The sequence below is a fragment of the Sinomicrobium kalidii genome, from assembly GCF_021183825.1.
GTDB lineage: Bacteria > Bacteroidota > Bacteroidia > Flavobacteriales > Flavobacteriaceae > Sinomicrobium > Sinomicrobium kalidii.
The window spans coordinates 3,274,892-3,299,283 of sequence record NZ_CP089211.1; the positions used below are offsets into that span (position 1 = coordinate 3,274,892).

The window sequence follows — 24,392 nt, forward strand, 5'->3', positions numbered from 1 at the left end:
TATGTTAAGATATATCAAGGACCATATGGCGAGTATCGCCGGGATTGAGATCTATCCCATCATCTCGCTGTCCATCTTTTTTCTCTTTTTCGTGGGCCTGTTCTGGTGGGTCTTTACCGCGAGGAAGGAATATATAGAAAATGTAAAGCAAATTCCGTTGGAACCGGAGGAAAACGAGCAATTATGAGAACATTTTCATCGTATCTCAGGGTCATAGCCATAGTAGCCTTAGTATTCGGGGCTGCGGAATATTTTATCGATTCCGGGGACAAGCCCGCCTTTATCGAATACCCGGAAGTGCTCCTTTTCATGCTGGTATTTACCATCCTTCTCGTGGCCGTGGAAGCCGTATTGGCTGCACTGCGACGCCTTACCGAAGTGATGATGACGGAAGAACAACGGGAAACACAGGCCGAAAAAGAAGTGTGGTACCGGAAATGGTACAAAAAGCTGACCAGGTCCAGACCGATGGAAGAGGAAGGCGAAATTTTACTGGACCACAATTACGACGGTATCCGGGAACTCGACAACTCCCTGCCGCCCTGGTGGCTGTACGGGTTTTACCTGTCTATCGTCTTTGCCGTGGTTTACCTGGTGCGGTTTCACGTTTTTGACGGAGCAGACCAGACCGAAGAATTCCGGAATGAAATAGCCAGGGCGGAAGAAGCGATCGCGAGGTATAAGGAAACGGCAAAAGACCTGGTCGATGCCAGTACCGTAACCCTGCTTACGGAAACCCCGGATATCGAAGCCGGTAAGGCCATATTTCAATCCAACTGTATCGCCTGTCATATGGCAGACGGAGGGGGAGGAATAGGCCCGAACCTGACCGATACCCACTGGATATTGGGTGGGGGGATTAAAAATGTATTCCACACCATTTCCGAAGGCGGCCGTTCCGGGAAAGGGATGATCGCCTGGAAACAGACACTCAGACCGCGTGAGATACAGCAGGTGGCCAGTTATGTACTCGCCCTGCAGGGGACGACCCCGGCAAATCCCAAGGAACCCGAAGGCGAAGTGTGGAAAGCGGAACAGGAATAAAAAAAGGGCTGCCCAAAGGGGTTTTGTTAGTTAAGGGTGTCGAACAACGTATGCCCGTTATTCACTATTACGGGGCAGCCCTTTATTCATAGCATAAGCCTTGTATAAAGGCAAATCCGAAAAATGTACGGATGATACAGGAAAATGACAATTTCAGGGATTCGTTAGGAACCGTAAATAAAGAAGGAAAAAGGGCATGGGTTTTCCCTAAAAAGCCCTCCGGCAGGTATTACACCTGGCGGACACGGGTGAGTTATGCCTTGCTGGTCTTTTTGATCCTGGCCCCCTTTATCAAGATAAACGGCAACCAGTTCCTACTGTTTAACGTACTGGAAAGACGCTTCCACATATTCGGGTTTCCCTTCTGGCCGCAGGACTTTTACCTGTTTGTCCTGTCCATGATTATCGGTGTGGTTTTCCTGGCGCTGTTCACCGTAGCATTCGGAAGGATATTCTGCGGATGGATCTGTCCGCAGACCATTTTTATGGAAATGGTCTTCAGGAAGATCGAATACCGGATCGAAGGCGACCGCGGGGCGCAAATGCGGCTGGACAGGCAGCCCTGGAATGCCGAAAAGATCAGGAAGCGCCTGTTGAAATGGAGTGTTTTCGTGCTCATATCCTTTGGTATTGCCAATGTTTTTCTGGCGTATCTCATAGGAGGGGATGTAGTGCTGGAATATATAAAGGAAAGTCCTGCCGGTCATCTGGGCACCTTTATTCCCCTGCTGATCTTTACGGGGGTGTTCTATTTCATCTTTGCCTGGTTCAGGGAACAGGTGTGTATCATCGCCTGTCCCTACGGAAGGTTGCAGGGGGTATTACTGGACGAAAAATCCATAGTAGTAGCCTATGACCACAAAAGGGGAGAAGGAAAAAACGGAAGAAAGAAGTTCAGGAAGAACGAAGACAGGAAAGCCCTGGAACATGGCGATTGTATTGACTGCCTGCAATGTGTACAGGTATGCCCCACCGGGATAGACATCCGAAACGGCACCCAGCTGGAATGTGTGAACTGTACGGCCTGTATCGATGCCTGCGACCATATTATGGAAAAAGTAGGCTATCCGAAAGGGCTTATCCGGTATGCCAGCGAAGAAAATATCCGTACAAAAACCCCTTTCCGGGTTACGGCGAGAATGAAAGGTTATGCAGCCGTATTGTTCATACTGATGGGCCTGCTTACCGGATTGCTGTTTCTCAGGAATGAAGTGGAAGTGACCCTGCTTCGCGTACCCGGGCAACTGTTCGGCCGGGAAGGGGCAAACGTTATCAGCAATGTTTATACCTACAAGGCCGTAAACAAGACCACGGCAGAGATAGACAGCGTCACTTTCAGGCTGCTCTCCCACGAAGGAGAGGTAAAACCGGTGTCGGGAGCGCGTTTTCAGATACCCGGACAGGGCATGGCCGAAGGGACCCTGTTCATAAAGTTACCGCAATCGCAACTGGAAGGCGATAAGACAAGGCTTAAACTCGGGCTCTACCGGAAGGACAAACAAATAGAAACCGTAACGGTGAACTTTCAGGGGCCGGTGAGTTATAGATGATACATTTACGGAAACAAGTTTTTAGAAAAGAAATAGCGTTTGGTTTTTAGTTAGCAGTCGGGCTGTCGTCCCGTATCGGATAGGTTTATGGTCTGAAATGTTTAGTCTGTTTACAGGGACGGCAGCCTTTTAACATCCCCGGCAGGCCGGGAAAATAATGAAAAGAGATAGTATCAAACAAAATCCATTGTGATGAGACACTTAAAAATAAACTGGGGTACGGCTGTCGTACTGGCTTTTATAGGATTTATCGTATTCATTCTCTCCTTTGTAATCCGGATGAACACACAAAAGAAGTACGATCATCAGCTGGTAACAGAGGCCTATTATGCCAGGGAACTTTCTTTCCAGGAGGATATGGACCGCGAGCAAAAGACCCGCAGGGAGGGGATGGACCCCCGTATTGAAAGAACGAAGAAGGGAATTCATATTGATTTTCCGGATCATCTGAAGCCCGAAGAAATTTCCGGAAGCATATCCTTATACAGACCTTCGGACAGTAAAGAAGATTTTGAGATCTCCGTGAAGCTTTCCGGAAGAAGACTGATAATTCCGGACGAAAAGTTACTCCCCGGAAGGTGGAATGTAGAGATAGACTGGCAGTACGGCGAAAACCACTACCTGACCCATAAAAAAATAATGTATTGATAATAAGCAGTTGATGAGTATGGGAGTTGGTTAGTTTTACTTCCAAAACTCCTACTTCGACAAGCTCAGTAACATGTACTTCGGCAAATTCAATAACATGTAAACTCCAAAACTAAAAAAATGCTGCTATCTGCAATTTTACTGGGTATGGCCGGAGGCTTTCACTGCGTAGGCATGTGTGGCCCCATAGCTTTTATGCTTCCGCTGGACCGGGGAAACCCGAGGAACAAGCTGTGGCAACTCGGGAGTTATCATCTCGGAAGGATTGTATCGTATACGGCTATCGGGTTGTTGTTCGGTATGCTGGGACTGGGATTCCGGCTGTTCGGGATACAGCAGCAGCTGTCGATTGGTATAGGGGTCGTAATGATCGTCCTGGTATGGCTTCCGCGTATAAAATTATCGCCCGGTTTTTTGGTGAAATGGTATTACCGGGCTGTTTCCGGGGTAAAGAACCGCCTGGGAGCGGCACTGCGAAAACAGGCCCCGGGAACATTTTTTCTGTCAGGTATTCTTAATGGTCTGCTCCCCTGCGGATTGGTCTATATGGCCGTACTGGCAGCCATGACCACTCCCGGGATATGGGAAGGCGGATTGTATATGGCGCTTTTCGGGCTGGGCACCGTGCCGCTGATGACCGCTGTGGTATACCTGGGGAACGTACTCAAACAGAAAACAAGACAAAAAGTTCAGCGGTTGATCCCCGTATTTGTAGTGTTTATGGGGTGCCTGTTTATCCTTCGCGGACTCGGACTGGGCATTCCGTATATATCCCCGGCCCCCGTGGTGGGAGAAGTGTCCTATAGGGTGAAATGCCATTGAATTTTTGTGTATAATTAAATAGTTATGTGGCAGGCCCGTCTTATTTTTGCGGTAATGCCCCGAACCATACAGCGCAATGAGAGATATTCAAAACAGGGAAGACATATTTAAACTGGTCTCTTCCTTCTATAAAGAGGTAAGACAGCACAGGGAAATAGGACCTTTTTTTAACGAGACGATCACCGATTGGGACGGACACCTGGAGAAACTCACGGATTTCTGGGAATCCAACCTGTTCCACCGGGGAAAGTACAAGGGGAACCCCAGGGAAGCCCATATCGGTGTAGACAAAAAGTTTGACCACACCGTGGATATAAAACACTTCGGAGAATGGCTGACGTTGTGGTTTACCACCATAGATGGCCTGTTTGCCGGGGAGCTGGCCGAAAGGGCCAAAAACAACGCCCGGAAAATGTCTACACATCTCTTTATGGAAATTTATAAACACAGGAAGGGATCCTGAGGTAATGAGAGTTTGATTTATACCATGCATAAAAACAGTGGGTTAATATAATTCCTGATAAGTCGAAAGGCTACAAATGACGTATTTTTATAAATATCTGAATTACAACAACATAGGAAATTGTCACGTCGAGCGAAGTCGGGACGCCTTGGACAGCCCAAAACCCCTTGACTTTAGCCTGTCCTGAGCCCTTCGGTTAAGCTCAGGAAAAACTAAAACCGAAGGGTGGCAATCTCCCGGAGGCCAGCGACATACCTCCAATACTTCGACAGGCTCAGCAACAGGTAGGCGCATACCAGCCGGGAGATCGCCGACGCTTCGCTGGCGATGACGCTTTTAACCGTCACTTCATTTGATGCGGTTGCCAAAACATTAATTCTGTGGGTGACAAGTTGTTAAGTTAATGAATTGTTGAGTATAGCCTGAATAACTTAGTAGCCTAATAACTAAGTAACCTGATATTAAACCGTAGTACTGAAAATCCTTGTTTCCGGTTGCTTTCGTTGTAATTTCAGGTCAAAGGCCATACATACGTTGCGTACAAACGGTTTTCCGGTCGGGGTGATCTCAATGTGGTCTCCGGAAATCTCAACGATCTTGTCTTTCTCCATTTCTGCCAACAGGGTAAGTACCCCGGGCAGGTCGTGAAATTGCAGGTCAGGGGTTTCCCAGGAAGTCCGGAAGTTGCACATCAGGTTTAAAATATGCCGGCGTATGATAAGGTCCTCTTCGTTGGAAATGTGTCCCTTTTGTACAGGTAAAATACCATTATTTACCAGGTCGTAGTATGCTTCCACACTTTTGACATTCTGGGCGAAGCCATACCAGCTATCGCTTATGGCCGAGCTTCCGAGGCCGATCAGGAGCCGGGTCTTTGACGTGGTATATCCCATGAAATTCCGGTGCAGGGACCGGTTTTGCAGGGCCTGAAAGAGATTGTCGGAAGGCAGTGCAAAATGGTCCATACCGATTTCGGTATACCCGGCTTCCGCAAGTAGTTTTTTCCCCGTTTCGTAGAAATTCCTTTTTTTCTGCCCCGAAGGCAGGTCACATTCCTGAAATCCCCTCTGACCGTTTCCTTTGAGCCACGGGACATGAGCGTAACTGTAAAATGCAATTCTTTCCGGCATCAGCGCTTTGGTTTTGGCTATGGTGCCGGTGATATCCCCGATGGTTTGAAAAGGAAGTCCGTAAACCAGGTCATGACTGATGGAAGTATACCCGGTTTCCCGTGCGGTTTTTGTGATCTTGAGTACGTTTTCAAAAGGTTGTACCCTGTGGATGGCGCGTTGTACTTCCGGAGAATAATCCTGTACCCCGAAACTGACCCTTCTGAATCCCAGGTCGTACAGGGTACGGAGATGGGCTTCAGTGGTATTGTTAGGGTGTCCTTCAAAACCGAATTCGTAGTCCGTGGCTTTCTCCGCATATTTAAAAACACCATTGATGAGGGTTTTTAGATTTTCCGGGGAGAAAAAGGTGGGGGTTCCCCCGCCGAGGTGGAGTTCCTTTATTTTCGGGATGTTCCCCAGTGCCTCTACATACAATTTCCACTCTTTTAACAATGCCTTGATATAAGGCGCTTCTACCTCGTGCCTTCTGGTAATACGCTTATGACAGGCACAGAAGGTACACAGGCTTTCGCAGAACGGTAAATGGATATAAAGACTTATTTCCCGGGCGGTGTCTCCCGCTGCAAAAGACCTCTTTAATGACGAAAGCCAGTCTTTACAGGAAAAACTCCCCTGATCCCAATAGGGAACAGTGGGATAACTGGTATACCTGGGGCCTGCAACATTGTATTTCCGGATCAGATCGTCTTTCATTCCTGATTGTTTTAAGGTCAAAACTACTGATCGGGATTGTTTCGAAAAATGATATTTATCAGCAGATAATTTATAAAGGTTTTGCCGTGTTCCGGATACTGAAACTGTATCGGTAATTATACCCGTCCATAAAATTCCTGTATAAATAATACTTCACTTTTTCTCCGTAAAACGAGATCACAGATTTATTTCCGCATGACAAATATCATAGTTCAGCATTGCATTTCACTTCAATTTTGCAGTGTAATAACATAAAGGATAAATCACTTCAAAAACACTTTTAATCATGAATACTATAAAACTGTCCGGGATGAAAACTGTTGTGGCGATGCTGAGTATGATACTGTTTTTTCAGGTTGCCGCAGCCCAGAAATCTAAGGTCATCCCTTCCGAAAGCAAGGTGGTTGTTTTGGGGACTTCCAATATACACGACTGGGAACTTACGGCAGAATCTTTCCGTGGCAATGCCTCCTTTACAACGGAAAACAATCGACTGAAATCCGCAGACAACTTCTCTTTTACCGTGACTGTAGAAGGCCTCAAAAGCGGCAAGGGCGGGATGGACAAAAACACGTACAAGGCCCTGAAAAGCCGGGAGTATGAGGAGATCACCTTTCAGTCGGCAGGGGCCGCTGAAATAGGGGAGATCACCACAGGAAAATACCGTGTCGAAGTTCAGGGAGAACTTACCATTGCAGGCGTGCGCAAAAAAGTGCCGCTGACATTCACTGCAGTACCCGGTGACGGCATACGCCTGTCCGGCAAGACCGTGATCCGGATGACCGACTATAACATAGAGCCGCCCACTGCTCTTCTCGGCACCATAAAGACCGGGGAGACGGTGACGGTAGATCTCAATATCACCTATAAATAACAAACCATTTTTTAATCTGACAAATAGCAATAATCATGAAAAAAACGATAACCATTGTATTATTTGCCCTGTTGTGCACATTCAGCATATCCGTAAGGGCACAACACAGGAACCCGGATAATTACAGGAGTCCGGACAAGAACGGGATCAATGTTTTTGAAAGTCCCAAAGACACCGTATCCACTTTTGACGGTGTAAGAGTAAGGATAGGAGGTTCTTCCACGCTTCAGTTCCAGGCACTGGACCACAGTAACAACGGAAATGTTGCTTTAAAGGAGATCGGGGACAATTTTAACCTGGCTACGGCCAACCTGGACCTCGATGTGGCCCTGTTCGACGGGGTGAGAATGCACCTGAGGACCTACCTTTCTTCCCGGCACCACCCGGAGCCCTATGTAAAAGGAGGGTATTTCCAGATAGACCGGCTGGATTTTATCAATCCCGGCTTCCTGGAGGACGTGATGAAATACGTTACCGTAAAAATAGGGCACATGGAAAGTAACTACGGCGATGCCCATTTTCGAAGAAGCGATAATGCCCAGGCCATTTACAACCCGTTCGTAGGCAACTATATCATGGATGCCTTTACCACTGAAGTGGGAGCCGAGGTATATTACAGGAGAGACGGATTTATCTCCATGCTGGGAGTGACCAACGGAAAGCTCAACCAGGCTGTGGACAACCCGGAAAAAACAAGCCCTTCCTTCCTGGCCAAACTCGGGTACGACAAACAGGTACAGGACGATCTGAGGCTCCGGCTTACAGGTTCTCTGTACCACACCGCCCATTCCTCAAGAACATACCTTTACGGCGGGGACCGGGCAGGATCCAGGTACTATTTCGTCATGGAAAACGAGGAAGCTACCTCCAAGGGTAATTTTACCTCCGGGCGATACGATCCGGGGCTTAATTCCGAACTGACTGCCGTAATGATAAATCCTTTTGTGAAATACAACGGACTGGAGTTCTTCGGAATGTACGAGAGGTCTTCCGGAAAGGCCCCGGGAGAAGCCGATACCCGGGTATGGAACCAGTACGGTGCCGAATTGCTGTACCGCTTTGGCGGAAGTGAAAAATTTTATGTAGGCGGCAGGTATAACCTGGTCAGCGGGGAAGAGACCGTTACCTACAATGATGTGGACATCACCCGCTACCAGTTGGGTGCCGGATGGTTTATGACCAAAAATATCCTGGCCAAACTGGAATACGTCAACCAGACTTACGACGGTTTTGACACGACCAGCATTCTGAACGACGGTAAGTTCAACGGGCTTATGGTGGAAGCAGTGATCAGTTTTTAAACGAAAGTATTATACAGATAAGGAGGAGGCAAAAACTCCTCCTTATTAAAAATCAAGATAATGGAAATGGTTTTCCGGTTCTGGTTCCTGATGATAACGGTGCTGTTCCGCACAGGGCTCCCTTCTCCGGAAGAGGCATGTACCATAGAAATAAAGCAGGGAAGTGAACTGTACCTGAAAGGATATGCCAACATCCGGGATTTCAACTGTGCATATAACCCCCGGCTACTGGAGAGGTCCGTTCCGGTCACTTTCCGGAGCGAAGGACGGAGAACCGTGTTCGGGAATGCCGTTATCCGGCTGGATAACCGGGGATTTAACTGCGGGGGAAAAGGGATTAATAAAGACTTTTATGAACTGTTGCAAACAGGTACCTATCCGCATATACGGTTGGAACTGAAAGAGACTGTAAAGGAAGCAGGAGAAGTAAAGGCCCTCATATCCATGGCCATTGCCGGGGTAAGGCGGGAGTATACGATACCCGTGGACCTCACCGGAGGCAAATCCTTCAGATGTTCCGGGACGCTGCGTCTGAATATTAACGATTTCGGGCTGGAACCCCCGAAGAAAATGCTGGGACTGATCGTGGTCCGGGAAGACATTGAAATCTATTTTGACCTGGACCTCCGTGTAGAGGATTGAACGTGGAAAACGGATAACGAAAACAGAGAAACTTTGCTTTGTTTATATTTTGTAAAAAAACAGACCTGACAACTTAAAGAAACAATATAGAAAATGTTACACTACACGACTGCCGAAGAAGCTGTTGGCCTCGTATCTTCCGGGAACCGCGTGTTTTTCCAGGGAGCTGCCATGACGCCGAAACGTTTGATAACGGCCCTGTGTGCACGTCACGGGGAGCTGGAGGATATAGAGATCGTCCAGATGCATACGGAGGGGAAAGCCCTGTATACCACCGAACCTTATTGCAATACCTTCAGGATAAACAGTTTTTTTGTCGGCGGCAACGTTCGCCACGCCGTAAATTCACCTTATGGCGATTACATACCCGTATTCCTGAGTGAAATACACCTTTTTTTCCGGAGAAACCTCCTGCCGGTAGATGTGGCCTTCATACAGGTATCCCCACCGGACAGGCACGGTTATTGTTCCCTGGGGACTTCGGTCGACATTACCCTGGCGGCCGTAGGTGTCGCCCGGAAAGTAGTGGCCCAGGTCAATCCCAATGTGCCCAAGACCCACGGAGACGGAATTATCCATGTCAGGAACATCGATGCAGCCATATATGTGGATGAGCCCATATACAGTACGGAACTTTCCGAATCCACTGCTGTGGAAAAACGTATCGGCTATCACGTCGCCGGACTGATAGAGGACGGAGCCACGCTTCAGATGGGAATAGGGGGGATCCCAAACGGAGTGCTGGGTCAGCTGGGAGATCACAGGCGACTGGGGGTACATACCGAAATGTTCTCCGACGGGATTTTGCCCCTGGTGGAAAAAGGAGTCATAACCGGGGAAGAAAAGAAGATAAAACGGGGAAAGCTGGTCACCTGTTTTGCCGTGGGTTCCCCGGAACTGTACCGTTTCCTGGACGATAATCCCATAGTACACTTCAAGGAAGCATCGTATACCAATGACACGGCGATTATCCGCCAGAATCCCAGGGTAACTGCCATAAACAGCGCTATTGAAATAGACCTTACCGGTCAGGTATGTGCAGACAGTATCGGGACAAGGCAATATTCCGGCGTGGGAGGTCAAATGGATTTTATACGGGGCGCTTCACTTTCGGAAGGAGGAAAGGCTATTATTGCCCTGCCGTCGGTCACGGTCAAGGGCATTTCCAAGATTGTTCCGTACCTGAAACAGGGCGCCGGGGTGACTACAACAAGGGCCCATGTGCACTACGTAGCTACCGAAAACGGCGTGGTGGACCTCTTCGGGAAAAATCTGAAGGAAAGGGCCAAAGCCCTTATTTCCATAGCCCATCCCGACCATATAGAAGCCCTGGAGCAGGCGGCTTATGAAAGGTTCGGGAGCAATACGGTAGCGATGCCGGGTAAAATATAGACTTTGTATGTAATATTTTTCCAAATGAGAAAAAGCAGGCCCGGGACAATGGTACGGTTGTTCGGGGCCGCTTGTTTAAAAGATCTTCAGGATAACGATTTTAATGCTTATATTTGAAAACTACGGATAAAGGGATATTAAGGAATGTAATACCGGCTGCAAATGCACAGGTCCTCCGTAAGCTATGGCATCCGGTCCGGAATCGTTTAATCGTTTTTATGATGAAGTTTTTCCAGCAGGAAGAAGACATTTTCGGAATTCTTCTCGAAACCATTTCAGAAGGTATCCTGGTGGTGGACGGGGAAAAGAAGATCGTAGCCACCAATTCCCCGCTGGAAAGCATGTTCGGTTATGAAAAAGACGAGTTGCTGGGTAAAAATATGGATATACTTATACCCGGCCAGTACCACCACAATCACAACGATCATTTTAAAAATTATTACGCCAAATCCAGCAAGCGTAAAATGGCGGCCGGGAGGAACCTGTGGGGCATCAAAAAGGATGGTACCGAGCTCCCGGTCGAAATAGGGCTTAATCCCTTTACCGTTTACGGCAAGAAATTCGTGGTGGCCCTGGTCATGGACGTTACCGTAAGCCGTGCCGCCGAAAACAAGATCAGGCAGCTCAATGAAGAACTGGAGGAAAAAGTAGAGATCAGGACACAGGAACTGAAAGACTCCGTCAACCAGTTGCAAAAAGAGGTGAAAAGAAGAATAGAAGCGGAGAACAAGATCAAGAACGCCCTGCAAAAAGAGAAGGAACTCAACGAATTAAAGACCAAGTTCCTCTCCATGGTCTCCCACGAATTCAAAACTCCCCTGAGCAGTATCCTGGTCTCTGCAACGCTTATCGGAAAATACACGGAAGCCGATCAGCAGGAAAAACGGGAAAAACACCTGGAGACCATAAAGAACAAGGTGCGTTATCTCAACAATATCCTGAACGATTTCCTTTCGGTGGAACGCATAGATTCCGGGAAGGAAAAGTATAAATTCGCTCCCTTCAATATCAGTAAGGTCTTTAACGAGGTTATTTATGATGCCAACATGCTGCTGAAGACGGGGCAACGGATCAATTTTCCGGAAGACATAGACAACTACATGTTGTGCCAGGATGAAAAGATCGTGGAACTGATCCTCTCCAATCTTGTGAGGAATGCCGTGAAATATTCCCCGGAACATACGATAATAGATATCGGGGTAGGGCAGGAAGGAGCGATGTTCGTATTCCGGGTCAAAGATAGGGGGATAGGTATCCCGGAAGAAGACCAGAAGCATATTTTCAGCAGGTATTTCCGGGCCAGGAATGCTATTAACGACCAGGGCACGGGTATCGGGCTCAATATCGTGAAGAGCCACTTGGAAAACCTGGGCGGAGAGATCGATTTTGTCAGTGAAGAAGGAAAAGGAACCACTTTTACGGTAAAACTACCCAATCATGAAAAAGATTTTACTCATTGAAGACGATCCCGTATTGCGGGAAAGTACGTCGGAACTGCTGGAACTATCGGGTTACGGGGTTTTAACCTCACCCAACGGAAAAAAGGGCCTGTTTCTGGCCCGTGAAGAAAAACCGGATATCATCGTTTGCGATATCATGATGCCCGAACTCGACGGGTATGGTGTGCTGGAAGCGCTTTCCGCTGATAAAAACACCAGGAAGATACCGTTTATCTTTCTCTCGGCAAAGACCGAACGAAAGGAAGTGCGGAAAGGGATGGACCTCGGTGCAGACGATTACCTGACCAAGCCCTTTGAGGAAACCGAACTCATAAGTGCCATAGAGAGCAGGCTGGCTAAAGTATCCCTCCTCGGGGAAGCCACTGAAGAACAAAAATCCCCGGAACCGGAAGACGGTGACATCCGAGATATTAACGAACTCAAGAATTTTTTCCTGGACGAAGGGGAATGTTTCGGTTTTGAGGAAGGAGACGTTATCTATTCCGAAGGAAACCATTCCAACTATATTTTCCTGGTGGAAAGCGGTATGGTAAAGACACATCGTATAGAAGAATACGGCAAGGAACTGATAACAAGCATAAGCCGGGACGACGATTTCTTCGGCTATTATTCCTTTACACAGAATATTCCTTACAAAGAATCGGCAACCGCCCTGAAGCAAACAACCCTTTACGGATTGCGGAAAGATATCTTTACGGAAATACTAAAAAACAACCACAAGCTAACCATAGAATTGGTGGAATTCCTTGCCGAGGACCTGTCCGGTGTCAGGGAACAGCTATTACAAATGGCCTACGGGTCGGTACGGAAAAAAACCGCAAATACCATACTGCGTTTTGTGGAAAAGCTACAGCGGCACGCCCGGAATGAAATCAGGATCTCCCGCAGCGACCTGGCCGGTGTAGCAGGTATAGCCCCCGAGAGTTTTATCCGTACCCTTTCAGAACTCAGGAAAGCAGGGCTTATTGCCATTGAAGGGCGAAATATCAAAGTGCTGGACATTGAGGGTTTGCAAAAGATCGGTTAAAGGGTTGTAGTTGGGGAGTTGGTTAGTTCGGAGTTGATTAGTTTTACTCCCCAACTCCCCAACTCCCCAACTCCCCAACTCCCCAACTCCCCAACTCCCCAACTCCCCAACTCCCGGTCATCATATTTTTCTTCCTGTATATAATTTTTGCCCGGTTAAAGGATGTTATCTGATCTTCCGGGTTGATATTTATCATATTTTGTTTTCTTTGGCAGGCATACTTTTGTTCCCATAAGAAGGAAGCAAAATGAAACCGACATGACTAAAATAATCCTTAGACACATGGCAATGATTATTTTAGTCATCAAAGGTTACATCTGACCGATGAAAAGCAATAAAAATAAACAGATGAAAAATATCCTGATCCCTACGGATTTTTCGGAAAACTCATGGAATGCCATTGCGTATGCGTTACTCTTGTTTAAAGAGTTTAAGTGCAGTTTTTATCTGCTTCATGTCACGCAGCCCCATGTTTATGCAACAGCAGATGTGCCTTTGGTCACTTTCCCCCGGGATATCGACCAGATACTTCAGACAGAAGCCCGGAAGGAACTGGAAAAAACACTGGCCAGGATCGAAGGGGAACACAGGAATCCCAATCACCGTTTTGAACTTTTGTCAGCGTACGATTTTTTTATCGATACCATGCGACAGGAGGTAGAAGATAAGGATATAGACCTGATAGTCATGGGAACCAAAGGAGCTTCCGGGCTAAAAGAGATGACAGTGGGGAGTAATACGGGCGATGTCATTACCAAAGTAAAGTGCCCGGTGCTGGCCGTTCCCGAAAATGTTGCTTTCCGTCCTCCCGAAGAGATCGCTTTTCCTACCGATTATACTTTGCAGTATTCCGTCAGGGTTTTGGATACCCTGACCTTTCTGGCCGAAATGTTCCAATCGACGATCCGGGTGCTTCACGTGATCAGAAATGAGGAAGAGAGGTTGAGTGACGCACAAAAAAGAAACAAGGAATTACTCGGGGACTATCTACGCGATAAAAAACACAGCTTTCACCAGTTGACCCATAAAAACCTGAGCGAAGCGGTACAATGCTTTACAGAAAGCAGGGACATTGACTGGATAGCCATGATGGCAAAAAAACTCAATTTTTCCCAGCAAATACTTTTCAGGCCCACGGTAGCAAAAATGAGTTATCACACCAGGATACCGTTTTTGGTATTGCATGAATAAAAGCCAAGACTGATTTTTATCATTTCAATTCACTTTTTCTAAAACTAAATTAGTGTCATAAATTGTTTAACATCAAAAAAATACAGTTATGTCACTTATCAAATTTAACAACAGGTTACCCTGGTCCGGTTCCGGCTTGTCCAGGTTTTTCGACATGGACGATTTTTTCAGGGATGGTTTTTTGGACAGGACTATCCTGGAACAGCCGGCCCTAAACGTCAGGGAAAAGGAAGACGAATTCGAAATTGAACTGGCAGCCCCGGGCCTCTCCAAAAAGGATTTCCGGATTGCCGTAGAAAACGGCTACCTGAACATCAGTGCCGAAAAAGAAGAGTCGAAAGAAGAAAAAGATGAGAATTATACCCGTAAGGAGTTTAATTACAATTCTTTTAAGCGTTCGCTGTTACTTCCGGAAAATGTAAAGGAGGAAGAAGTCAAAGCCAGGTATGAAAACGGAATACTCAAACTCAATCTGGCCAAAAAAAAAGAAGCCAAAGCATCCCCTTCCAGGGCGATAGAGGTTCATTAAAGAAATTTATGGAAACGGGGAGTTGCTTAGAACTCCCTGTTTTTTTCTAACTTTTAATAAAAGATAAAATGGCCCTGTACACCAACATTAAATATATGGAATGGAAGAGTGCGGAGGAGATGCACGAAGATGCCAGGCAATGGCTTTCCGAACTGGAATTTGCACATACCGAATTGCATTTTCTCGACGAATTGCTCGGTACCTATTTCATAAAATTGAGCACCGACCAGAATTATACTCAGACCAAAGCACTTGTGGAAAAACTGTCCGCATACAAAAAACAGATCCCCCGTCATATAAAACAGGTCAGGGATCATCAAAACGAACTGGTTGTGCTGCTGGATGGTATCGATCAACCTTATGAAGAAAGGGAGGTGAAGATCACTCATAAAAGAATACAACAAAACGTAGAGCAGTTGACCCGTGATTTCAGGGAACGGAAAAAAGAGATGTTCCATACGGTCTACGATATTATGAGGGAAACCAACCGGAAGCACCTTATCGGAGGGAAGTACAGGAAATAAAAGTTTTGTAACTATCCCTTTTTATATAAATCAGAAATACCTGCTTCATGAAAATTCTGTTCTACAGTGTCAGGGCTTTTGAAAGGCCCTATCTGCAAAATGCCGGTAATCATCACGATGTTCAGGTGGTTTTTACGAAAGAATCCCTGGACCCGGACACTGCGATACTGGCAATGAATTTCGATGCGGTCTCCCTTTTCACCGGGGACAATGCTTCCCAGACCGTCCTGGAAATACTGAAGGAGATGGGGGTTAAATATATTGCCCTGAGGTCTGCCGGGTATGATCATGTCAATTTAAAAGCCGCAGGACGTTTGGGGCTGGAAGTGGCCAATGTACCCGATTATTCGCCCTATGCCATTGCAGAACACGCCGTTGCCCTTCTTCTTGCCCTGAACCGCAGGTTAACGGAATCGCATAAAAGGGTATCCGGTTTTAATTTCGACATCAACGGGCTGACCGGTTTTGATCTTCATGGAAAAACAGTCGGGATAATAGGTACGGGGCGTATAGGGAGTGTTATGACAAAGATCATGCACGGTTTCGGGTGTAAACTGCTGGGATATGATATTCATGAAAATGACGAATTACAGCAAAAATACGGTTTGCGGTATACCACTTTAAGACAATTGTGTGCCGGTGCCGATATGATCTCCGTTCATGCACCTTTGAATAAAGACACGTATCATCTGCTGGACAGGGAACTGTTCGGAATAATGCGAAAGGGAGTGACGATCATCAACACGGCAAGAGGGGCCATCATAAAGACGGAAGACCTGCTGGAGGCCCTTGAGAACAGCACAATAGGCGCTTTGGGGATGGATGTGTACGAACGGGAAAAAGAGGTCTTTTTTAAAGACTGCTCAAAAACAGGGATTGAAGATATGGCCTTAAAGAAACTGATCGGTATGCCCAATGTTTTAGTTACTTCCCATCACGCTTTTCTTACTGCAGAGGCATTGACCAATATCGCGGATACGGTTTTTCAAAATGTACTTGACTGGCAACACGGAAAAAGTCCGGCAAGTAAAATACCGTGATATTTACAGGCCGGATGAGCAATGTCATTTTATTTATGCATGCCCGGCATTAGCTTAGCAGTATATAAAAATAACCGTTGTGCTAAGATACTTACCTCTGTTTATTGTGCTTTCCCTGATCGCGGAGGTCCTGGGTACCGTAGGAGGATTCGGGTCTTCCGTGTTTTTTTGTTCCCATAGCCAATTACTTCCCGGATTTTCAATCCGTATTGGTATTACCGTTTTTCCCACGATCAGTTCAGGCGTTTAGTCCTCTTCATGATATTGATCATAGAGACAGTTACGATAGTATCGAATGTTCTGGTGGGATAATTCGTACGATCACTTTTCGGTTTTTTTGTCTTAAAAAAAAGTTTATCCCATTTTTGATTATCAGTGTATAATAAACTTTTCGTGTGATATGAATCCATATCTACATCTATCATGATGACTGACAAATATCATTTTATGCATGTCCGTTCATACTTAAATTGGTACGGATTATTAACTTTAAAATTTAAAATCATGTCAGTCTTAAAAGTAGTAGAAATACTGGGAAATTCAGAAGAAAGCTGGGAAGATGCCGTTCAGCGGGTGGTGAATGAAGTGGCTAAAACCGTAAGGAACATCAGGTCGGTGTATATCCAGGATATGCAGGCCACTATCGAAGATAACCGCATTGCCGAGTACCGGGTTAATGCCAAGGTATGTTTTGAGGTTTTTGAAGAGTAAATTATCAAAAAAGACAAACTCGGAAAAGAACTTGTTAGTTAATATAAATAGGGTTTAGGTAATCTTTTCCCGTCATCATTTTTGGGTTTGTCTTGTTTTTTCTTTCCCGGTTTCCGGATTTTGCCCTTTCCTGTAAATATCTTTTAGGGTTATCCTTTCCCCGTTTTCACCCACAATATTTAAATCGTACCGAATGGCAATACGGGTTCCGATAGGGGCGTGGTAATAGATATACCACATGTCGGCCTCCCTGGTACCTATACAGCCATTGGAATAGGCTTTTTCCAGGGTTTCCGGATTGGTCGTAGGGTGGATCATCTGCCCGTTACGCACCCCGTTTATTTCGGTCTCTATCCATGGTATTCGGGGCATTACCGTAGTTTTGCCATCATCCCTTCTGGTCAGGTAGAACCGCTTTCCGTTAACCGGGTTATAAAATACGGGATTTCTTGCATGCCTTACTATGGTCCCTTTACCGCTTGCAGTCTGCAGGTTGGTAATGCGATTTCCCATGGTGAGATATCTTTTGGTGTTTTGCCCCACCCGTATGGGAAATGCGTACAGCAATACGGAGTCCCGGTAAATCCGGAGCTTGTATTCGGGAATATTGATGTCGATACGTGTATTCTCAAAGCTGTTTAACAGCCGGGTTACAGCCGTGGAATCCGGGATCATGAGGGAATCACCGGCCCGTAGTACGATCATTTTCTTTTGGTCATACACAAAAGAGTCCCTGGCTATTTGACGGTAATAGTCCGTATTGGCCAGGGTGTCTATGATCCATGGATTTGTACGTACCAGCAAGTGTTCGGTAAGCGGATAATCGATTTCCGGAGTATGCCGGGACACCAGGGAGTCCATAAAATCAAAATAATCCCCGACGGGAACATCGCGGGAAATGCATATCCGTTTTTCTGTTGAATCCTTTTCAACCGAATTATTGGCCATAGCTGTAGTTTCCCGGGGAAAATACAAGGGATATCCCTGGGAAAGGACCAATGCACAAAATAACCATATCGCAGTCATAGCTTTGTTTTTTAATAGTAAAGCGTTCATTGCCTTATCCTTTTTGCCGGACGGCCGAGACGTGGTTCAGCCTTCTTCCGCCGGATTCCCCAAACCACCACTTGGTGTTATAGGCCTTCCTGACCAGGCCGAACTTCTGGATGGCCTGTGTGTTCAGGTGGTTAACCATATCTTCGACGGAATCCGTAATAAAAAGCAACTCCAGGTCTTCCGGATCAATGCTTTCGTTCCTGGCCATCAACTGAATGTGTTCGTAAAGTTCCTTGTGATAGGCTTTCCCGAACAAAACCACCGGGAAATGGTTTATCATTTTAGTCTGGATCAGGGTAAGGGCCTCGAACAGTTCGTCCAGTGTTCCTATACCGCCGGGCATGACAATAAAGGCGTAGGAATATTTTATCAGCAAAAACTTCCGGACAAAGAAATACGGGATATCGATCCATTTGTGCAAATAGGGGTTTGCTCCCTGTTCGTGGGGCAGGATAATATTGCATCCCACAGAATATCCCCCGTTCTCATACGCACCCTTGTTCGCAGCTTCCATAATACCGGGACCACCGCCTGTCATTACGGTAAACCCCATTTTTGCGAGGGCCTTTCCTATTTCTTCCGCTTGTTTATAGTAGAGATTCTCCGGTTCAAAACGGGCAGAGCCGAAAACAGTGACACAGGGACCTATAAAGTGCATTTTCCGGAAGGCGCGTATAAAATTATACTGCACCTTAATGGTGAAGAGCAACTCCTTTATACGATCCCTCGGGCCCTGCAGGAATGCTTTTTCTTCGCGGGTAAGGAAAGATTTTTGTGTCATTTTTGCTGTTCGTTACATGTATGCGGACAAAAAGGAAAAAAAGCGTTTTTTCAGATCGGTGTATATGGAACGCTGGATATCCATTTTTTCCCTCATATCCTGATGATATTTCAATGCTACCCTGTCTATGGCGTCTTCATTGGCCATAAGCTGACCGGCAATACGTATTTCATGGGCCTCTATTTCATTTTTCAGTTTTTCCATTTTGCCTTTATGAAGAATAAATTGATTTTGAAATTGTCCCATTTCTACCAGGACTTTGTCATTGGTCCATTTTTCTTCTATCTCATCAAGCCTGTTTTGAAAAGACGCTATTTCATCTTTCCAGAACAGGATCTCTTTCTCCCAGAGTTTATGCTCAAAATGCAGATCGGAATTAGTAATTAGTTGTCCCATGGCTAATCATTTGTTATAGGAAACTAAATTACCTTGACAGAAGGAGTTTCGGAATGATAAATATCAGTGCCGGGGTATGATATTAATCATTTATTCAGTATTCATCAAAACATACCTTTGGAATAATAATAAGGGGTATGCCGAATACAAGAACTATAGTAAAAAAGGTAAATGGTTTTTTCCTGCTCATCGGAGAACTGTCCCATTTTGCAAAGAAGTTTTTTGTCGAAATGTGGAAACCGCCTTATGAGTTTAAGGAACTTCTTCACCAGTGTTATAATGTCGGAAACCGGTCTCTCCCCCTGGTGGGAATTACCGGTTTTATCATTGGTTTGGTCCTGACCTTACAAACACGGCCAACGCTACAGGAATTCGGTGCCGTTTCCTGGATGCCGGCCATGGTGGGGATCTCCATTGTCAGGGAAATAGGCCCGGTGATCATAGCCCTAACCTGTGCGGGGCGCATAGCTTCGGGGATCGGGGCGGAACTGGGTTCCATGCGGGTTACCGAACAGATAGACGCCATGGAAGTTTCCGGGACAAACCCCTTTAAATTTCTGGTTGTCACAAGGATCATGGCAACTACGCTTATGCTCCCGGTTCTGGTGATCTTCGGAGATGTTTTGGCTTTATACGGTTCTTTTTTAATAGAAAATATGAAGGGAAACGTTTCCTTTTTACTGTATTTCAATCAGGTGTTCGACGCTTTGGATTTCAGTGACCTTTTGCCGGCGATCATTAAAACGTTCTTTTTTGGTTTTGCCATAGGACTGGTGGGGTGCTTTAAAGGATACTATTGTGCGAGGGGGACCGTAGGAGTGGGCGCTGCCGCCAATACGGCCGTGGTGCTGGCTTCCATGCTCATCTTTGTATTGGATTTTATCGCGGTTTTGATCTCGGATATTTTTTATGAACTATGAGCGGGGAAAAAGACATAAAACCGGTATTGACCCGGCACGGAAATGGCCGGGAAGCGGTAATTGATATAAGAGGCCTGAAAAAAAGTTTCGGAAGCAACAAGGTACTCAACGGTTTTAATATGAAACTATACAAGGGTGAGAACCTGGTGATTATGGGAAAATCGGGATCGGGAAAAACGGTTTTGATCAAATGCCTGGTCGGGTTGATGCAGGCAGACAGCGGTCGTGTCGAGGTCATGGGGAACGATATTGCCCGACTGGACGGGAAAGCGCTGGACCTGCTCCGGGCCGATATCGGTTTCCTGTTCCAGGGAAGTGCCCTTTACGATTCCATGACCGTACGTGAAAACCTGGAATTTCCTTTGCGAAGGCATAAAGACAAACCGGGAAACAAAACGAATACAGAAGTCCTGGTCATGGAAGCCCTGGAAAATGTAGGGCTTGCCCATACGGTAGATTTAATGCCCGAAGAACTTTCCGGGGGGATGAAACGGCGTGTGGCCCTGGCCAGAATGCTGATCATGAAACCGCAGATTATTCTGTATGACGAACCTACCAGCGGACTGGACCCCATTACCTCAAAGGAAATTATAGAACTGATGAGGCACATTCAAAAAAAGTACAACACATCATCCCTTATTATTACCCACGATGTGGATTGTGCAAGGGTTATTGCCGATCACATGATACTGCTGGTTGACGGTATTAATTATACGGAGGGGACCTTTAGTGAATTATCCGGGTCCACAGACCCCAAAGTGAAAGCCTTTTTTAAATGAACTCAATACTGACATCATGAAAAAAACAGCTTCGGAAAAGATACGATTGGGAATTTTTGTGATAACAGCCGGTGTTTTCCTGCTTGTCGCGGTCTATTTGATAGGCAATAACCAAAGCCTATTCGGTAAAACCTTTACCATTAATACGGTCTTTACCAATGTAAACGGATTGCAAAGTGGAAATAACGTACGTTTTTCAGGGATCAATGTAGGTACCGTAAAGGCTGTGGAAATGGAAAACGATACAACGATCAGGGTCTATCTGGTAATAGAGGAAAAAATGTTGAAGCATATTAAAAAAGATGCCATTGCCACTATCGGTTCTGACGGACTGGTGGGAAATATGATCCTGAATATTATCCCGGGAAAGAACTCCGTGGAACATGTGCAGGAAGGGGACCAGATCGCTTCCTATACTAAAATAGGAGCTGACGATATGTTGAATACGCTGAACGTCACCAATGAGAATGCGGCATTACTTACCGCAGACCTGCTCAAAGTAACCCAGGCCCTGACCCGTGGTGACGGAACATTGGGGAGATTACTGAACGACACTGTAATGGCTGCAGACCTCGGGCAAACGGTAATCAATTTAAAACATGCCAGCTACCGGACAGATCGTATCATCAGGGACCTGGACCTCAGGCTAAAGGATATCCGTTTAGACGAAAGTGTGGCAGGAGTGTTATTAAAGGATACCATTGCCGGTGCAAAAATGAGACATATTATAGCCAACCTGGAAAGCTCAAGTGTTGAGATGAACGATATGGTGAAGAACCTGAATAACCTGGTAGGCGAAATCAAAGACGGCAAAGGTGCACTTAATTACCTGGCTACCGATACTACCCTGGTACGCCGGCTGGAAAGGACCATGCAAAACATAGAGGAGGGGACCGGGAGTTTTAACGAGAATATGGAGGCCCTGAAGCACAATTTTCTATTCCGGGGATATTTCAGGAGATTGGAAAGGGAGCAAAGGAAAACGGAAAAATAAGACTTCTGCTCTTTCCGAGGATAAAAGCCGGCCAACCGGCTTAAACGGAAAATCTCCCTCCCGGGATAAATCCGGGAGATTTTTCACTTTTAACCGGAAGGAGATTATTCCGTCACTTTACTTGTCCTGTGCAAATTGATATTGTTTTCCGGGGGAAAGGGTTATTGTTTTTCCCCGAAAAGAATGGCTATCTCTTATTTGCCTCATACCCGTGTTAAGGTGATGTTCCATGACCAGGCGGGCCATGAGGTAACAGATTGTGGATTCGGCTCCCTGGTTGAGGTTTACGCTGTCTTTTTCAAGTCCGTCATAACATCCCCCGGTAGCCGGGTTATACATGGTCTGGTTGAGGTGGTTTTTTCCTAAAAACCAGTCAAATGCCCGGGTCATCATCTCTCCGTAGCTGTGAATTCTGAATGTTTTGTAAAAGATATTCAGGCTTTGAATGGTGTAAGACACATCAATAGGTTGTTCGCCGTATGACCGGGGAGCAATGCCTTTCTGCAGCCAACCGTTATTGGATATCGCTTTAAAACAACCGTTGACAAAAAGTTTGGAGAGAAGAAAATCCATCGATTCCAGGGCGGTTTTTTTATAGGCAAAATCCCCGGTAACCAGGTAGGTGTAAAGCATGGCTTCGGGCAACAGGCTGTTGGCATAGGTCATGTATTCCTCAAACCATTTCCAATCCTTTGCAGCAATGAGATCATAATGGGAAATGAGATTTTTGGCAAGTTTCTCAATGACCGGGATAACACGGTCATCCCCGGAAGCGGAGTGATACAGGAACAGGCCCTTGATGGTAAAACCGATGGCCCTGGGAGACATGATGCTTTTTACCCATCCGGCACATTTTAAAAGGCAGATGGTAGCCCGGTTGACCACTCCTTCCGGAAGCAATTTTCCGTGCGATATAACGGTGCCCAGGGCCCATACGGCCCTTGCGTTGGAATCTTCCAGGTTTACATGGTTGTTTTTTATGTGTTCACGGTTGTTTTCGTCGATATAGTTTACAAATGTTCCCGAAGGTTGCTGGCATTGTTCTATAAAATTCAGGTATATGTCCATATATCTCAGGTCTCCTTTTTCCCTGAATAGTTCGTAATGAAAACACATGGCAATTAATGCCCGGGCATTATCATCTAAGGTATAGCCGGAAGCCAGGTCCGGTTTGCAGACCTTGCAAAATTGGATGATCCCCCTTTCTGTTGTTAACTTTTTGATATGGTCTAATTTAACAGGGGGGTAATTGTAGGAGATCCTGTCAAATTCACCGACAAACCGGTTATAGGTATTCACGTGCTTTATGGCCACATTTTCCCATGAGGATTCCCTTGTTTTGTGAAAACCCGATATGGCCATGGATGTTCTCAAAGCGTTATCGGAAAGCAACCGGTTAACTGCCCGGGCCAGTTGTTCGGAATTTTCGATATCGATGAGAAACCCGGCATCGGGAGTAAGCACTTCCCGGGTATGGGGTATGGATGTGGCGACAATGGGACACGCACAGCTCATGGCATAGGAAAAAGTACCGCTGACCGCCTGGTTGGGGTCTTTGGATGTGAAGAGGTAAATATCCGTAGCTTTCAGGTATTCCAGGAGTATATCCACTTCCAGGTAACGGTCTATAAAAAGTACGTGCCGGTATAACTTGAGGTCCCTTACCAGGCTTTCCAGGTAGTTGCGGTACCCGTCAGTACTGTTGCTGATATTGTTGGGATGGGTCTTTCCGATGATCAAATACAATATATCGGGATGACTTTCTATGATTTCAGGCAAAGCTCTCAAAGCGGTTTCAATACTTTTTCCGGGCCCCAGAAGACCGAATGTAGAAAGGACCATCCGGTTTTCAAGACCGTACTCTTGTTTGATCTCGTCCGGATAAACGTATTCGACAATATGTGTACCATGCTGAACATATGCAATGATATTGTCACTGATCCCGTAGTCTTCTTCCAGTATTTTCTGTGATTGCCGGGTCATGACAAAGATGGCGGAGGCATATTGACCGAGGAGCCTTACAAAGTGGTTTAATTCTTTATTCGGATCGGGAATGACACTGTGAAAAGTAAAGGCTACCGGCTTTTTCAAAACGTCTAAAAAATCCAGTAAATAATTGCCATAGGGACCTCTGAATAATCCGAACTCGTGCTGTATATGCACAAGCTCCACAAAGGGATCTTTGTTGATCTCACCGGCAACCCTGCTGTAATCTGCCCTGATATCGGGATTCAGCGTATAGCATGTATTTTTTTTAGACTCTTGTTTATCGGTAACATTGCATACCACACATTCCACGTTTTCCCCGAAAGAATTGTGGATAGAATTGATAAGGTCATTGGTGTAGGTGGCAATACCGCACTGGGTGGGTGGGAATGTGGAAACAAATACTATTCTGGGTTTGGAAACGGGTGTTTTCATG

The 24,392-nt window shown here is 46.1% G+C and carries 26 protein-coding genes and 1 pseudogene; 21 read left to right on the plus strand and 6 right to left on the minus strand.

What is annotated here, in order from left to right; genetic code table 11:
* Position 1: 1 nt before the first annotated feature.
* The 6 genes from LS482_RS13185 to LS482_RS13210 all read left to right on the plus strand — a co-directional run bounded on the left by LS482_RS13185 (position 2) and on the right by LS482_RS13210 (position 4,527).
* Positions 2 to 187 (plus strand): CcoQ/FixQ family Cbb3-type cytochrome c oxidase assembly chaperone, encoded by a 186-nt coding sequence (locus LS482_RS13185; protein WP_233027986.1) that lies wholly within the window; start codon positions 2 to 4, stop codon positions 185 to 187.
* Positions 184 to 1,044 carry a cbb3-type cytochrome c oxidase N-terminal domain-containing protein gene (locus tag LS482_RS13190; protein WP_233027987.1) on the plus strand — a complete coding sequence of 287 codons (861 nt, stop codon included), beginning with the start codon at positions 184 to 186 and terminating at the stop codon, positions 1,042 to 1,044. Before LS482_RS13185 ends, LS482_RS13190 begins: the two co-directional genes overlap by 4 nt.
* 131 nt (positions 1,045 to 1,175) lie before the next feature.
* Positions 1,176 to 2,594: a cytochrome c oxidase accessory protein CcoG gene (ccoG, locus tag LS482_RS13195; protein WP_233027988.1), complete on the plus strand. Its 1,419-nt coding sequence runs from the start codon at positions 1,176 to 1,178 to the stop codon at positions 2,592 to 2,594.
* A 192-nt stretch (positions 2,595 to 2,786) separates the two neighbouring features.
* Positions 2,787 to 3,242 (plus strand): FixH family protein, encoded by a 456-nt coding sequence (locus LS482_RS13200; RefSeq protein ID WP_187967460.1) that lies wholly within the window; start codon positions 2,787 to 2,789, stop codon positions 3,240 to 3,242.
* 120 nt (positions 3,243 to 3,362) lie between these two features.
* Complete coding sequence (locus LS482_RS13205; RefSeq protein WP_233027989.1) at positions 3,363 to 4,064, plus strand: sulfite exporter TauE/SafE family protein; 702 nt, start codon at positions 3,363 to 3,365, stop codon at positions 4,062 to 4,064.
* A gap of 76 nt (positions 4,065 to 4,140) precedes the next feature.
* Positions 4,141 to 4,527 carry a group III truncated hemoglobin gene (locus LS482_RS13210; protein ID WP_233027990.1) on the plus strand — a complete coding sequence of 129 codons (387 nt, stop codon included), beginning with the start codon at positions 4,141 to 4,143 and terminating at the stop codon, positions 4,525 to 4,527.
* Positions 4,528 to 4,988: 461 nt separating this feature from the next.
* Here LS482_RS13210 and hemN read toward each other — a convergent pair whose 3' ends face one another.
* Positions 4,989 to 6,353: an oxygen-independent coproporphyrinogen III oxidase gene (hemN, locus tag LS482_RS13215; protein ID WP_233027991.1), complete on the minus strand. Its 1,365-nt coding sequence runs from the start codon at positions 6,351 to 6,353 to the stop codon at positions 4,989 to 4,991.
* 286 nt (positions 6,354 to 6,639) lie between these two features.
* Between hemN and LS482_RS13220 the strand changes: the two genes are divergently transcribed.
* The 6 genes from LS482_RS13220 (at position 6,640) to LS482_RS13245 (ending at position 13,049) form a co-directional block, all read left to right on the plus strand.
* Positions 6,640 to 7,227 (plus strand): YceI family protein, encoded by a 588-nt coding sequence (locus LS482_RS13220; protein WP_233027992.1) that lies wholly within the window; start codon positions 6,640 to 6,642, stop codon positions 7,225 to 7,227.
* Positions 7,228 to 7,262: 35 nt separating this feature from the next.
* Positions 7,263 to 8,528, plus strand: a complete 1,266-nt coding sequence (locus LS482_RS13225; RefSeq protein WP_233027993.1) for a TonB-dependent receptor — start codon at positions 7,263 to 7,265, stop codon at positions 8,526 to 8,528.
* A 60-nt stretch (positions 8,529 to 8,588) separates the two neighbouring features.
* Positions 8,589 to 9,170 (plus strand): YceI family protein, encoded by a 582-nt coding sequence (locus LS482_RS13230; RefSeq protein WP_233027994.1) that lies wholly within the window; start codon positions 8,589 to 8,591, stop codon positions 9,168 to 9,170.
* A gap of 93 nt (positions 9,171 to 9,263) precedes the next feature.
* The gene (locus LS482_RS13235; protein ID WP_233027995.1) at positions 9,264 to 10,562 is read left to right on the plus strand and encodes an acetyl-CoA hydrolase/transferase family protein; all 1,299 of its coding nucleotides are present in this window, start codon (positions 9,264 to 9,266) and stop codon (positions 10,560 to 10,562) included.
* Between the two features lie 218 nt (positions 10,563 to 10,780).
* Positions 10,781 to 12,022 (plus strand): PAS domain-containing sensor histidine kinase, encoded by a 1,242-nt coding sequence (locus LS482_RS13240; protein WP_367890574.1) that lies wholly within the window; start codon positions 10,781 to 10,783, stop codon positions 12,020 to 12,022.
* Positions 12,000 to 13,049 carry a response regulator gene (locus LS482_RS13245; protein WP_233027996.1) on the plus strand — a complete coding sequence of 350 codons (1,050 nt, stop codon included), beginning with the start codon at positions 12,000 to 12,002 and terminating at the stop codon, positions 13,047 to 13,049. Before LS482_RS13240 ends, LS482_RS13245 begins: the two co-directional genes overlap by 23 nt.
* A 43-nt stretch (positions 13,050 to 13,092) precedes the next feature.
* Here LS482_RS13245 and LS482_RS13250 read toward each other — a convergent pair whose 3' ends face one another.
* A complete protein-coding gene (locus tag LS482_RS13250; RefSeq protein ID WP_233027997.1) occupies positions 13,093 to 13,245 on the minus strand; it encodes a hypothetical protein in 153 nt (50 codons plus the stop codon).
* Between the two features lie 152 nt (positions 13,246 to 13,397).
* Here LS482_RS13250 and LS482_RS13255 point away from each other — a divergent pair, with 152 nt between their 5' ends.
* The 6 genes and pseudogenes from LS482_RS13255 (at position 13,398) to LS482_RS13275 (ending at position 17,044) form a co-directional block, all read left to right on the plus strand.
* Complete coding sequence (locus LS482_RS13255; RefSeq protein ID WP_233027998.1) at positions 13,398 to 14,240, plus strand: universal stress protein; 843 nt, start codon at positions 13,398 to 13,400, stop codon at positions 14,238 to 14,240.
* Positions 14,241 to 14,328: 88 nt separating this feature from the next.
* Positions 14,329 to 14,769: an Hsp20/alpha crystallin family protein gene (locus tag LS482_RS13260; protein ID WP_233027999.1), complete on the plus strand. Its 441-nt coding sequence runs from the start codon at positions 14,329 to 14,331 to the stop codon at positions 14,767 to 14,769.
* Between the two features lie 68 nt (positions 14,770 to 14,837).
* Positions 14,838 to 15,293, plus strand: coding sequence for a hypothetical protein (locus LS482_RS13265; RefSeq protein WP_233028000.1), 456 nt, complete (start codon positions 14,838 to 14,840; stop codon positions 15,291 to 15,293).
* A gap of 47 nt (positions 15,294 to 15,340) precedes the next feature.
* Positions 15,341 to 16,333 carry a 2-hydroxyacid dehydrogenase gene (locus LS482_RS13270; RefSeq protein ID WP_233028001.1) on the plus strand — a complete coding sequence of 331 codons (993 nt, stop codon included), beginning with the start codon at positions 15,341 to 15,343 and terminating at the stop codon, positions 16,331 to 16,333.
* A gap of 115 nt (positions 16,334 to 16,448) precedes the next feature.
* Positions 16,449 to 16,545 (plus strand): annotated as a pseudogene (locus LS482_RS21855) (sulfite exporter TauE/SafE family protein); the annotation flags it as partial.
* A gap of 292 nt (positions 16,546 to 16,837) precedes the next feature.
* Positions 16,838 to 17,044 carry a dodecin family protein gene (locus LS482_RS13275; RefSeq protein ID WP_187964977.1) on the plus strand — a complete coding sequence of 69 codons (207 nt, stop codon included), beginning with the start codon at positions 16,838 to 16,840 and terminating at the stop codon, positions 17,042 to 17,044.
* Between the two features lie 75 nt (positions 17,045 to 17,119).
* Here the strand turns inward: LS482_RS13275 and LS482_RS13280 are convergent, their stop codons facing one another.
* From LS482_RS13280 to LS482_RS13290, 3 genes are read right to left on the minus strand one after another with little or no spacing between them, the layout of a single operon-like run.
* Positions 17,120 to 18,070 carry a L,D-transpeptidase gene (locus LS482_RS13280; RefSeq protein ID WP_233028002.1) on the minus strand — a complete coding sequence of 317 codons (951 nt, stop codon included), beginning with the start codon at positions 18,068 to 18,070 and terminating at the stop codon, positions 17,120 to 17,122.
* 34 nt (positions 18,071 to 18,104) lie between these two features.
* Positions 18,105 to 18,881, minus strand: a complete 777-nt coding sequence (locus LS482_RS13285; RefSeq protein WP_233028003.1) for an LOG family protein — start codon at positions 18,879 to 18,881, stop codon at positions 18,105 to 18,107.
* Positions 18,882 to 18,893: 12 nt separating this feature from the next.
* Positions 18,894 to 19,277, minus strand: a complete 384-nt coding sequence (locus LS482_RS13290) for a hypothetical protein (protein WP_233028004.1) — start codon at positions 19,275 to 19,277, stop codon at positions 18,894 to 18,896.
* A gap of 137 nt (positions 19,278 to 19,414) precedes the next feature.
* Here LS482_RS13290 and LS482_RS13295 point away from each other — a divergent pair, with 137 nt between their 5' ends.
* From LS482_RS13295 to LS482_RS13305, 3 genes are read left to right on the plus strand one after another with little or no spacing between them, the layout of a single operon-like run.
* Positions 19,415 to 20,197: an MlaE family ABC transporter permease gene (locus tag LS482_RS13295; RefSeq protein ID WP_233028005.1), complete on the plus strand. Its 783-nt coding sequence runs from the start codon at positions 19,415 to 19,417 to the stop codon at positions 20,195 to 20,197.
* On the plus strand, positions 20,194 to 20,976 hold the full coding sequence (locus LS482_RS13300) for an ABC transporter ATP-binding protein (protein WP_233028006.1): 783 nt from the start codon (positions 20,194 to 20,196) through the stop codon (positions 20,974 to 20,976). Before LS482_RS13295 ends, LS482_RS13300 begins: the two co-directional genes overlap by 4 nt.
* A 16-nt stretch (positions 20,977 to 20,992) precedes the next feature.
* Positions 20,993 to 21,970 carry an MlaD family protein gene (locus LS482_RS13305; protein ID WP_233028007.1) on the plus strand — a complete coding sequence of 326 codons (978 nt, stop codon included), beginning with the start codon at positions 20,993 to 20,995 and terminating at the stop codon, positions 21,968 to 21,970.
* 117 nt (positions 21,971 to 22,087) lie between these two features.
* On the opposite strand, the gene LS482_RS13310 is transcribed toward LS482_RS13305, so the two are convergent.
* Positions 22,088 to 24,391, minus strand: a complete 2,304-nt coding sequence (locus tag LS482_RS13310) for a glycosyltransferase (protein WP_233028008.1) — start codon at positions 24,389 to 24,391, stop codon at positions 22,088 to 22,090.
* Position 24,392 lies beyond the last annotated feature (1 nt).